Source organism: Stenotrophomonas sp. pho, assembly GCF_006228405.1.
In the GTDB taxonomy this organism is placed as follows: Bacteria; Pseudomonadota; Gammaproteobacteria; order Xanthomonadales; family Xanthomonadaceae; genus Stenotrophomonas; species Stenotrophomonas sepilia.
This window is the reverse complement of record NZ_CP029759.1, coordinates 3950895-3962821: the sequence shown is the minus strand read 5'-3', so window position 1 is coordinate 3962821 and position 11927 is coordinate 3950895. Positions and strand designations below refer to the sequence as shown.

The window sequence follows — 11927 nt, the reverse complement described above, 5'->3', positions numbered from 1 at the left end:
GCGCAGCCAGGTTGCACCGGATGGATGGAAGCATGGGGCTGTGCGCGACACCATGTTTGGTGCTCGGTCTGTCCTGCAAAGCGCTGGCGGTCTCCTGGGGGCGGTCGGCGGTGACGCCTTCAACAACTACGTGGTCAATCCGATTGCGCGTGCTGTGGGTGCTCAGGAAGCCCGGCCGTACCGGGAGGAGGCTGCGGCTCTCGCCGACTCCCTGGGCCTACCCAAGGCGCAGACGGCGGGAGACCGCGTGCTGGGTGACGTCGGTGAGGCCGTTGCGGGCACTGGCTTGACGCTTGGCATCGGCAGCGGCATCAATGCGCTCGCCGCAATGGTCCCCCGCGCCGCGCAAGCAGGAGTCGCCCCTGCACTCCGTAGCACGGCGCCAGTGGCACAGAACCGCCTAGCCAACTTCTTGACCGCGCAGCCGGGCCTGCAGACTGCGTCTGCGATTACGGGTAGCGCTGCGGCATCAGGAACCAAAGAGGCTGGTGGCTCTCAGCGCAACCAGCTGCTGGCCGGTCTGGCTGGCGGATTTGCACCTGGCGCCCTGAGCGGACTTGCTAGTCTCGCCACGGCTGGTCGAATCAGCGCCACTGGCGCAGTGCCAACGGCTGCAGCTGGCGCCGCGCGCCGGGCGGCGAGGGGGAATGATGCCTCGGGCGTACAGAGCATGATTGACGACTTCGCAGCTTCTGGCACCTCGCCCAGTGTCGGGCAAGCCACTGGCAATCGTAGTGCTAGTGCCCTTGAAACCTACCTCGGCAATACTCCAGGTGGCTCGGGCCAGATTGCCCGGCGCGCGGCTGATCAGGCGGCTGCGGCGCGTAACGCCACAGATGACCTGTCCAACAGGATATCGGCCGGTGGCGCGGACCTGACTCCAACTCAGGTCGGAACGAACGTGCAACAGGGAATCTACGGGCCGGGTGGCTTTGTCGATCGAACCCAGTCGGTTTCGGATCGGTTGTATAGCGAACTGGATCGCCATCTCCCTGCCGGTGAAATGGTTCCCGTCTCCAATGCCCGAGGCGCGCTCCAGGAAATCAACGCTGCGATCAATGGAGCACCCGAGCTTTCCCACCTGTTCGATCAGGCGGCGCTCAAGCAGATTGAGCGCGCGCTGGTCAGCGATACCACCGGTGGTGCATCAGTCCTCAGCCGCCCAGGGATGCGTGAGAATGCGGCCGCCTACAGACAGTACTTAGAGCGACAAGCTCAGGAGGCTGCGGAGAGGAATGCGCGCAGGCAGTCGTTGGGAATGACTGTGATGGAGCCGGTGCCGAGCCGAGCTGACATTGAGCAGAACCTGAGCACCACCTTGGGCAACATGGCAGACGGGACGCTGCCGTATCAGGCCCTTAAGGAACTGCGCTCGAAGGTTGGCAAGCAAGTCGGGGCGACGTACCTGACCCGTGACGCGGCCCATGCTGAGTGGAAAAAGCTGTATGGGGCTCTCTCCCGAGATATGGAGGCTGCCGCCACGACGCCGGAGGCCAAGAAGGCGTTTGCCAGAGCCAACAACTATTACCGGCTCAGGGAGCAGCGTTTGGACGCTATCGGCAAGATCGTCCAGAAGGAAGGGGGCCCGGAGGCTGCCTACCAAGCCATGTTCACTGGTGCGCGGAATGGCGCCACTCCCCTGAAGCGTGTGATGGACTCGCTCCCTGCACAGGTGCGCGCTGACGTCAGTGCATCCTTCTTGCAGCGGATGGGACGTGCTAGCAAGGCCAACCAGAACGCTGCCGGCGATGCCTTCTCGATGGAGACGTTCTTGAGCAACTGGGCGGACATCAGTCCCGAAGCTAAGAAACAGCTATTCAGCAATGCGCGGTTCGGGACGGACTACGTCCAGAACGTAAATAAGCTGGCTAGGATGGCCGACTCCATTCGCAGCGGCAGCAAGGTGTTCGCTAACCCGCCGGGCACAGCCAAACAGACCGCCCTCGGCGTGACACTTGGCGGCACAGGACTTATCGCTGGACAGAATGCGTTGCAGGGAAATCTGGGCCAGGCCGCAATCACCGTCGCGTCGACTCTAGCCCTGGCAGGTGCCAACAACCTTCTCGCCAGAATGATGACCAACCCCAAGGCGGTCCGCTGGCTTGCTCGGAACACCGAGCGGGACAGCGGCGACATTGCCGGTCAGATCAATGCGCTGCTGCAGATTGGCAGGGAAGAGGATGACGACGAGGTGGTGGAGCTGGCACAGCGTCTGAAGGCTGAGACGGCCGGAGGCCGTTAGCCGCCGAAGAAGGTCAGAACCGAGTACACCAGCCCAGCGACTGCAGCGAGACCCAGGGGGACGGCAACGATGGCCAAGGCGATGGATCTGCCGCCAGCCTTCCCCTCTGGGTAGCGCTGGTTGAAGGCCTCGCTCTTCATGGCGTCCCAGCTCTTCTGGGGATCGTAGTTGTTGGTCTTCCAGTCCATAGCGATGCCTCAGTTGGTCTTGGCGCCGTTGCGCTTGGTCTTGGATGTCACATAGGCCATGCAACCTTCCACGAACGACTTGGAGCTCCCTCGACAGTTCTGCACCGAGGATGTGCCTTGCTCTGAGGCCCAAGCATAGCCTGCCCTGTGCCCGCTGCAGTGTGAGGAGCACTTGTAGCCCATAAAGGTGCCAGGCGGATCAGGCTGTACAGAGCGCTTGTCTACCCAGCGGTACTTGATGGTCCGGCATGCACTATCAGTGGGCAGGGGCGTAGCAGTGTACGTCCGTAACCCATCTCGAACGCAGGCATACAGGACTCCCTCCTTTCCCTCATACGTCTGGGCGAAGGTGACACAGGACATCGTTAAGAGGGCCATAAAGGCGAGCGCGGTCGGGAACACTCTGTCCATGAGTCCTCCCCCTGTTTGGGCGGATCGTACACCAGGGGGCTGGTGCGGGCCGTAGGCCGACTATCACCGATTTTGAGACCAGTACGCGCGCGTTGGACCGTCCAGCGGCGTCCACATAGTTCCAGCAGTCTGGACCAGACAACTGAGGGGGAAGTACCCGATGGACCCAAGCATCGCCGAGCTGAAGATCACCCGCCGCCCTGGCCAATCGGACGAGGAGCTCCATGCCGAGCAACTGGCTGAAGGGGTCAACAGCAACGCGTTCTTAGCCCTCCTGTTCGCTCAGCATTCCGGATTTGCCAAGGGCTCGGAGATAGGCGAACTGGTTGGGGCTACCCAACAGGCCGTGGAGCGAGCTAAGCGGGGAGGAACCGAGCAGGCGGACTCACTTCTCACCAGTCAGGCCATAGCCCTCAACGCGGTGTTTCTGGAGATGAGTCGGCGAGCGGCCCTCAACATGGGTAGCCACCTAAGGGCGACCGAGACGTATATGCGGCTTGCCTTGAAGGCTCAGTCCCAGTGTCGCTCGACCCTCGAGTCCCTGGCGGAGATCCGGAACCCCAGGACGGTGGCCTTCGTGAAGCAGGCCAACATCGCTAGTGGGCACCAGCAGGTAAACAACGGCCCGGAAAGTCCGGCGCAAGCCTCGGAAAGGCCGGGCCAGGATCGGTCGCTCGGGCGAGAAAATGTGCAGAACGTACTATTGGAGGAGAAAGCGAATGGCCAATGGTTGGACCCCCGAACGTCGACAGCGCCAGGCGCAGGCAATCCGAACTTGGCGTCCGTGGGAGCACTCGACAGGTCCGAGGACCGAGGCAGGGAAGGCCGTGACGGCTAGGAATGCTTGGAAGGGAGGAGAGCGTACAGTTCTGCGAGATCTGGCCCGTGTGCTTGCGGCAATTCAGACAAGTCTAGTTTAGAAATCTTGGCGCTTCGTGATGGAAAAGCAGTGACCGCACTCCATATCAATCCGCTAGCATCGGGCCTCGACAATTTTAGGAATGTGGAGTGATGTGGGCACACCCGGTTGCCAAGGATGAGTTCCTGGCCGGCAGCAAGATCGCTGCCAAACTGCTGCTGGATGCAATAGCAGAGAAGCAAGAGATTGCGACTACGAAGACATTCAAAGCACTCGCGCAGTCGAAAATCTCTCGGGATGACCTTGCGGAAGCCAGTGCTGAACAGGCTGCCTGCGAGATGCTGGCAGGATCACTGATTGTGTTGTCTCACAAGATCATCGATCTGTACGGAGTGCAGCAGGAGAAGGGAGAAGGTGCTCTTCACTTTGAGAACGAGATAAACCGAATCGTCAGCGAGAATCCAGGTTCTCGAATCAAGAATAATTTTGAGATGCCTTTGAAATTCTGCCTCGGCAGGGATGTTGGAGATCTTCCGCTTGGTATCATCGTGTATGGGGCTAGAAATCAGTACTGCCATTTCGGTGAAGAACGCCGGTTAAATCCCATAAATGAGTTGGTTTTCAATCATCTTCAACAACTTTACGAAGATGCAGGCTGGCTGAATTTCGATGCGAAAGATGGCGGCCGGATTCTATCGTCAACGGCAACCGCCGCACTGCACTGGACTGCTAGGGGGCGGACGGAAGCACGGGGTTCGAGAGGTTCTGTGAGGACATGGCAGACGTTACAGGACAACCCTACTGATCTAATTGATAGGGGACGAGGTTTGGACACAACCAGACGCGCGATGTTCTCTTTTTTTTCTGGAGCTCCGCAACGGTGGCGCCATGTTCACCAGTTGAGGTGTCTGCAGTTTGTTTGTGGAGTCCCTAAAAAGGAGCGGTCCCATGTTGCTATGTGATGTCCCCCAAGTCCTTCCAGCAGAGGGCGAGCTGGACTACGTGGACCTGATTACACGCGCTGGGCTGGCCAAGGACCTCATTCGTAGGATTGATCGGCACTACCTCCTCCATGAGGATGGTTGTCCCGGGGAGGGCGAATGCTCCTGCGGCCTAGTAGTCGCTTTTGTAGGCCCTACGGCGGTGGTCATGGTGGACAGCCACTATGCCTACAGGACCGATCCAATCAACTGAGTTTTGTCAGGCTCTAAAGGTCGGAGGGGGACATGGGCCCTGATAGGATGTCTTGAGGCCCTGGATTGGCCAGGGCGGCCAAGGAGATGGTGATGAGCAATGCGAGCCAACCCGACCATGCTTTAATCGCCCACATCTATGCGGCGGCGGCAGCGCAAGCGATTTCCCGGCAGGAGGGACCTTCTTTCGAGGAGATCCTGGCTCAGTCTATTGAGGCTGCAAGAGTCTTCGCGCACGAGATGGCGGGGCGAGACAGCAAACAGTTCAACAACTGGCTTGGGGCACTGCCCGGCATGAAGTGATGACTGGCCCGGCCGCTCAGTAGGCCGTTGCTGCCATCCGCCCATTGAGGAGACGGTATGGGTAAGTCCGATTGGCTAGCCGCCCAAGCCGAGCGCGAGAAGAACAACCGGCTCTATGGCGGTAAGCCGCCGCGTGGGGCGCTGTGGCGTGCACTGCTACCTGCACTGGCGTGGTCCATTGGCTCTGTTGTCGCCTTATCTGCAGCTCTCGGCCTCGCCGGCTTCCTTCTGGCTCGGTATGGTTCTGATGAGTACGTGCTGGTCTGCGAAGGGAAAATCTCTGCAGACGGTGGGGATGATGTGCCCGCGACCATGTATGCCGAGTTGCGAGAGTTCGGGCAGATCATCCGGCTCTGGAGCAAGGATGCGGGGACAGCGAGGTTGGAGATCCCCAATGACTTCTACGATGCAGGCCAGCTTCGCTCTGCCGGGAGTCTGATGTCCATTTCCACTTACACCGGGCTCTCTGGGCACTATTCAGCCCTGAGTGGTGCCCTGACCATGCGGATGGGGAAAGGTAGAGAGTTCCAAGCGCAGTGCGCGGGTCGTGGCCGGCCGACCATTTAGCCCGATAGGCGGCCTCTCTTGCCAAGGCTAGAAGTATGGCCTAGGTCTGGAGCTTGATCTGGTGCCCCGTTGACCGAATTTTGTCAGGCCTTCCGGCATTCGGGTCGATGCGGACGACCGCAATAGTGAAGAAGCGGAGCAGGATTGCTGGCCTGCTGGCCTGCTGGCCTGTTGCCCGGTAGCATCTGCTGATTGGCAGATGGGCTGACTGAATCAACTGTTGAGAACGGAAGGCGGTAGCATGGAAGGCATGACAGATTTTCGAGTCACCTACGACGGCCGGGCACTTGCGTCCCATCAAATGGACGCGCGTGATCTTGCGCCTGCTCTGATGGCCATGGCAGATCTTCTCGATGCGAGTGTAAAGGCACTGCATGGGGATAAAGCCAAGGCAAAGGTCAATGTCCGGGGCTCTTTCCAAACGGGAAGCTTCAACATTGACTTTGTCACTGCGATAGATCTTATAAAGGCTATAAGGGACATCTTTGCTGGCGAGAACGCCACCGCAATAGCGAACACGCTTGCGATACTGGGCGCACTAGGGTTTGTCTATGCAAAGGGCCGTAGCAGCTTAGCGTCTACGCTGAAGTGGATCAGAGGCAGATCCGTATCACAGGTGACGATGACGGAAGAGGGTCGTGCCGTCATTAAGTGTGACGACGAGTATCTTGAAGTAGAACAGGATGTACTCATTCTGTTGCGTGATAGAAATGTTCGCCGCGCACTTGATAAAGTTCTAGCTCCTCTTGACCAAGATGGAATAGAGGTCTTCGCTGTTGGCATCAATCAAGACATAGATCTCATAGTGCTCGACTCAGAGCGGATGTATTTCGCTACTCCCTCTGGGGAGGACATCCTATTGATTGAGGACGTCCGCACTATGGCATTCTCAATTGTCTCTCTTGCGTTCAAAGAGGAGAATAAGTGGAGGTTGTCAGACGGTTCGTCCACCATCAGTGCCAGAATCCTTGATCAAGCTTTCTTGGCCGGAGTCAATACCAATGACATCTCTTTCTCTAAGGGCGACGTTCTGATCTGTGAAGTTAAGGTCACCCAGTGGCAGACCGATAGCGGGGCCAAGACTGACTATGACGTCATCAAAGTCCTAGACCACAGGCGCGCCTTAACTCAGATCCCTCTGCCTGGGCTAGATCAGGAGTAAGAAATTCCCGCTCCGGCGGGGTTTTACATTTCACAAAAATCCTTTCTGGCCCCGCGCTTTTGCGGAGGTAGCCCTTGTGTGGTAGAAATCGCCGGCAGGCGGTGCAACGCCGTCTGTTTCCACAGGGGGAATCATATGAAGCTACCAAGCTTGATAGTGGTTGCCGTGGCTCTATGCGCGGGTTGCGCAACCACTGAAGGTGTTCAGTTTCGTTCTTTGGGTGTGCCGAGGAACAAGTCCATCACGCAGGAAGATCGTGCGAAGCTCTTGGATGAAGCCACCGCAGATGTGCTCAAGCACTGCAAGGCGCAGTTGGAGACAATGGAAGCTCGGGCGGTCCGGCAGCGCAGAACGTCGTTCTGGGTCTACGGTGCTGGTCTAATCGCTGGTTCTGTCATAGCGCCCGCACTCACTGCCGCAAACGCGGCTAAGCACGCAGGCGCAATTGCGGGCCTAAGTGGGATGGCTGGTGCGGCTGGATTGGCGGGAAAGGCCCTGGAAGACACGGGATTCAGCGGTAGCTCTACAGTCTCGGAGAGGGCCAAGATCGCCGAGACCATCCGCATACAGCTTCCTACAGCGTCCAACATCACTGAGCCTGACGAAAAGAGGTACGCAGCATTGGGAATCATGCAAGCCGCGTGCATTGCTTACGACCTTACGGTGCCTAAGGGGCCTGGTACTAAGACGGAGTAGGATCACTAGCGATTAGGAGCTAGATCAACTGCGGTCAAGATTTCTCGATGCTTCATCGATTTGCTCGGTCAACAACATCAATACCTGTGTGATGGCGGCTGCGAATACCGGGCCGCCATCATCGGTGTGCTTCTCCGCAATTCCTGGAAGCAACGCGCCCCAGGTGCGAGACAATTCGCTTGGATCGGGATGGGAGATCACAGTTGCTCGAAGGCCATATTCCAGCGCCTTCAAATAGCCACGCTGTGCCTCAAGTTGTGCCTCGCACTCCAGCAGGCGCTCAAGGATGTTCTCTGTTGTTGTCGTCATAGTGGATGATGGACAGGTGCGAAGGAGCAATCCATAGTCTGCGCAGTCCAACGGACTTGTCCAATGAGCATCCTCAACGTCCTCCTTACTCGTGACCATCTCGTCGTTGCGGTGGATACCCTGGCCGAGGATGCCCTAACCGGTGCCCATTCCGCCGGGGCGAAGCTCTTGCTTGTCCCTCAGCACAACCTGATGCTGGCTACGCGAGGCTCTACCCAGTTTTTCCTGCGCATCTACGAGCTGACCCTGCAGGCCAGCTTCCGGGCGGACTTTACGATGGAGCAGCTATCTGCCGAGTTGGGGTTGGTAGTGGACCAACTTTGGCCGAACTACGAGAAGGCGGCGGCCGAGGCCGGCTTGCCGCTCGATCAGCTCGGGACCGAGCTGGTGCTGGGCGGCTGGTCGCCGAAGAATGGCCGGATGATGGCCACCGCGTATGCCAAGAGCGACAGTCAACGCCCTTGCGTGGTCCAGCCGATCAGTGGCCAGCTGGCGGCGCCAGGCGAGCCCCTCCAGGCTGTGACGCCGAGCATGGCCCAGACGGAACTGGTGGTCCATTCAAGGCTGCAGGCCAGCTACCTCAACGAGCAGATGGGCCGGAAGGTGGCCGGTGGACGCGTCTTGGCGGGGTTCCTGCAGAAGGGGCAGGCGGTCGTGAAGGACCTGGGGCCGATCTGACGATTAGGGGCCCGGTAGATAGGCGAAGCGGCCGCATATGGCCGGAGGGCGGCCCGGTCGGACGTGCCCGGGGCGTGTAGGGGCAGCTCCACCCGACAGGGCGAAGTTGCCCGATGGTGTCGGCCGGGCAGGGCGGGCATTCTGACGGTGCCGGATCCGGAGCCGAAGGCAGCTCAACCCGGGTGGCGCGTGAGCAGCGCCGCGCCGGCATCGTACGCTAAGGCGCTCGATCAGCTTGGCGTACGTGTTGCCACCCGCAAAGGGAGTCAGCAGTGTTGAGATCGAGCCTTGATTGGGTCACGTTGGGCGGATGAGCATCCGCCAACTCGACATAGGTTCGGTCGCTGCACAGATTACTGGGGAAAACGGCGATGCACGCTGAGCCAGGTTGCTTGCTGGAGCGATACAACACACCTTCGTAGCCAGCCCACTTTAGAAGTAATCCGAAGCGCTGGCTGGGGGAAGGCAAGCCAAACTGAGCTGGCCACGCTCGCCAGTTCACGTCCTGAAGGTTGGTCTGCAGGCGGGACGGCGTGCGAATCAGTAGCTCCTCTGGCTTGCCCAATTTTAGCGATCTGGCGAGAGTCGCTAGTTCGCGCGGGACCGTGAACTTCGCGAGAACTTTGGCAACGGGCTTGAGGTTGTCGAGATTTCTAATGTCGAACACTCGCTCAATGTGCCCGTTCATTCGCACGGATGCATCACTTCGTCGGAGACTCATCTCTGCTGGGGTGAGCCCGGTGGCATGCATCTTCTCGGAGGCCATCTGATAGCACTCTCGGAAAGCTGTCTCGTGCGAATCTCCTATGTAGAGCGCAGGAAACACAGCTGCAGCCCCTGATTCGTCACAGTCATTACCGATGCTGAACCTTCCGCCGACAGATCGAACACTTCCGGCGGCAGAGAGTGGGTCGTGGGAATAGCTGTACTGCACCATCCTCACCCAGTTTTCGAAATCAAAGGGAGGGGCCGGGCGCGAGTTTAGCGCCTCGACAAGTTGCTCTCTTCTTCGGGTTCGCTCTGGTTCTAGGCCGTGGTAAAGCTCATCGTGAAGCGCGTCTAGCTCACGAGACCTCTTCTTCCACACTTCCAGATCAGATTCGGTGAATCTGTCGAGGACGTGGATGTTCGCGGGGAAGTCGTTGGGAATGCCGTGTAGAGGAACGGGCTGCTGAGGCCTCCTTGGCATGCGCTACCTAACCTGATCCTCTTGGATGGCAGTAACGATAAATCGACGCAAACGGTCATGTCTACCTAGGCGGACCATATCCCTAGGGGCGATATCCCCTAGAAGAGGGTTCTTGGTTCGAAACCAGAGAGCAGTCTTGGCCGCATCTCCTTCGAAGATGTCCGCGACCATATTCGCGATTGCTCCGATTTCCTCCAGGCGCTCCCTCACAGCTTTGGGAGCGTTTTCATCCCACCGAACAGAAGCGGATGAAACCGAGGCAATTTTGGAGACCGCATTGCGGTCCAAGTGCATGAACTCGGCAACCTTCTTAGGTTCGAAATAGTCGCCTTTTCCGAACTGCAAAGAGTCCCTCTGAGGGACGCTAAGGAAGAGCGGGGCAGTTTGCATTGGGTAGCCGGACGGGCGGGGTGGAGGCGAGTATTGCATATCTTTTTTCTGGCTGCACCATTTGAAGCCCAAATTTCAACCAACTTTTAGACATCATAAAAAACATACAAAACAATAACATAGGTAAAATTATGGTCATCACCAGCCTTAACGCGGGTGCCCCGGCCGGTGCCATCCGGGTGGCGGCGATCATGTCGCAGCCCTTGCGACGCCCAAGCGTATCCTTCCAGTCATGCTTCCCTCGCACGGCTACCAAGGCTTCCGCACTGCCCCCATTCCCTCTGGCTGGGTCCAGATGGGGGAGAGCTGGGTGTTGTGGTGGAGCGGTCGACAGATCGCCAACATCAGACGCGGCAAGGATGGCAATGTGTGCGCGCGTCTAGATGCCCGGAAGATGTGGCAGATCAAGGAAGTTCCGGTCGCCAGCATCGCCCAAGGCAAGCGCTACGCCGAGCGCTGGTGCGCCGCCAGGCTGTATCCCGAGCTGCCTTTGCGCGAGGCCGTTGCCCGCCTGACCGACAGCACACCGATTCAGCCGGCACCGCCACCACTGGGCCTGCCGCCGACCCGCGAGCAGCAGCAACAGGCCCGGCGTCTGGCCGAGGCAACGGCCACCGCTACGGCGAGGGTCAGGGAAGCGTTGGGGCCGCGTAACCTTTCGGCCAAGACCAAGCCAGGAGCGCCCCGAATCGGACGAAGGTCCGGCTACGAAACGTAGGTGTGCTGCGCCAGCCTGATGAGGGAAGCGGCGTCCGGTTCCATGAGGGAGGGCGAGTGAGGTTCAATGGCACATCCTTGGAAGAGCCGTCTAAACTCACTTCTAGAGCGTAGTTTGGGGGAGGGAAAGGTGCTGAAGCGTTGGATCATGTGGCCGTTGATCGGACTAGCAATCCAGTGCGCCACTATCGCTTTGGTCATCGGGCTGACCCTGATCTTCGGTGACAAGTGTTGGGCGCCCCGAGTCGGCGGATTGTTTGTTGGATTTGCTGTTTTCGCCCAAGGGTATGTTTTCGCAAATCAGGACCGCTTCCAGAGGCGTCTTCGTTCTGGGATAACCGTTGAGCAGCGTGTTATGCACGTGGTCTATGTCGCAAGTGTTCTAGGCACTTTTCTCTGGGCACTTGGGGATCTCGTGCCGGAGATGTGGGGTGTCGAGGTCTGCAAACCATGATCAGAACCTTCTAGAACTCAATTGGCATGGAGCCAGATGAAGGAGTAGCATCCCGCCAAAACAGCCCCAATGGGGTTGCAGGATGTCCATTACGGACGACGCTTGGGAGTGAGCGCGATGAAAGGATTTCTGATGCTCTGTCTGGGGCTGGCATTGGTGTGGGCAAGCCACGCTGACGCGCGGGGCGTGCGGGTCAGCGGTTACGTCAAGAAGGACGGGACCTATGTAGCCCCGCACTATAGAAGCGCTCCGAACCGGTCGACGTTGGACAACTACTCAACCCGGGGGAACTACAACCCCTATACGGGCCAGGCTGGCAAGAAGGATCCATATGCTCTACCTCCACCGAGTGGAGGATACGGCTCCGGATACGTGCCCAGTGTCCCGGCGTCGGCCTATACCCAACCTGTCTATCGTAGCCCTTCGGTTCCGACAGAACCGACTGCATATCGCTTGGCAGGCTCCAGCGGCAGCTGGCCTAGGTTCAACGCGCCGGCCACGGAGAGCCCCCAGGATGTGAACGATGTGGAACGCTACGGTAGCGCCCGCGCTAACTACCTGGCGTCGGC

At 58.9% G+C, this 11927-nt stretch carries 11 protein-coding genes; 9 read left to right on the top strand and 2 right to left on the bottom strand.

Annotation, left to right across the window (positions count from 1 at the left end):
• Window positions 1-40: 40 nt before the first annotated feature.
• Complete coding sequence (locus DL544_RS18450) at window positions 41-2242, top strand: hypothetical protein (RefSeq protein ID WP_176556933.1); 2202 nt, start codon at window positions 41-43, stop codon at window positions 2240-2242.
• Here DL544_RS18450 and DL544_RS18445 read toward each other — a convergent pair.
• The gene (locus tag DL544_RS18445) at window positions 2239-2430 is read right to left on the bottom strand and encodes a hypothetical protein (RefSeq protein ID WP_139727760.1); all 192 of its coding nucleotides are present in this window, start codon (window positions 2428-2430) and stop codon (window positions 2239-2241) included. The genes DL544_RS18450 and DL544_RS18445 overlap by 4 nt on opposite strands.
• Window positions 2431-3001: 571 nt before the next feature.
• Between DL544_RS18445 and DL544_RS18440 the strand changes: the two genes are divergently transcribed.
• The 5 genes from DL544_RS18440 (at window position 3002) to DL544_RS18420 (ending at window position 6925) form a co-directional block, all read left to right on the top strand.
• Window positions 3002-3679 (top strand): hypothetical protein, encoded by a 678-nt coding sequence (locus tag DL544_RS18440; protein WP_139727758.1) that lies wholly within the window; start codon window positions 3002-3004, stop codon window positions 3677-3679.
• 173 nt (window positions 3680-3852) lie between these two features.
• Window positions 3853-4662: a hypothetical protein gene (locus DL544_RS18435; RefSeq protein ID WP_176556932.1), complete on the top strand. Its 810-nt coding sequence runs from the start codon at window positions 3853-3855 to the stop codon at window positions 4660-4662.
• A 324-nt stretch (window positions 4663-4986) separates the two neighbouring features.
• A complete protein-coding gene (locus DL544_RS18430) occupies window positions 4987-5196 on the top strand; it encodes a hypothetical protein (RefSeq protein WP_139727754.1) in 210 nt (69 codons plus the stop codon).
• Between the two features lie 57 nt (window positions 5197-5253).
• Entirely contained in the window at window positions 5254-5763 is a 510-nt protein-coding gene (locus DL544_RS18425; protein ID WP_139727752.1) for a hypothetical protein, read from the top strand.
• Window positions 5764-6004: 241 nt separating this feature from the next.
• The gene (locus DL544_RS18420) at window positions 6005-6925 is read left to right on the top strand and encodes an LAPAL motif-containing putative phage structural protein (protein ID WP_139727750.1); all 921 of its coding nucleotides are present in this window, start codon (window positions 6005-6007) and stop codon (window positions 6923-6925) included.
• 720 nt (window positions 6926-7645) lie between these two features.
• Here DL544_RS18420 and DL544_RS18415 read toward each other — a convergent pair.
• Window positions 7646-7930: a hypothetical protein gene (locus tag DL544_RS18415; protein WP_139728155.1), complete on the bottom strand. Its 285-nt coding sequence runs from the start codon at window positions 7928-7930 to the stop codon at window positions 7646-7648.
• 63 nt (window positions 7931-7993) lie between these two features.
• Between DL544_RS18415 and DL544_RS18410 the strand changes: the two genes are divergently transcribed.
• From DL544_RS18410 to DL544_RS18390, 3 genes are all read left to right on the top strand, one after another.
• Window positions 7994-8608: a hypothetical protein gene (locus tag DL544_RS18410; protein WP_139727748.1), complete on the top strand. Its 615-nt coding sequence runs from the start codon at window positions 7994-7996 to the stop codon at window positions 8606-8608.
• Window positions 8609-10419: 1811 nt separating this feature from the next.
• Window positions 10420-10905: a hypothetical protein gene (locus DL544_RS18395; protein WP_139727742.1), complete on the top strand. Its 486-nt coding sequence runs from the start codon at window positions 10420-10422 to the stop codon at window positions 10903-10905.
• Window positions 10906-11034: 129 nt separating this feature from the next.
• Entirely contained in the window at window positions 11035-11358 is a 324-nt protein-coding gene (locus tag DL544_RS18390; RefSeq protein ID WP_139727740.1) for a hypothetical protein, read from the top strand.
• Window positions 11359-11927 lie beyond the last annotated feature (569 nt).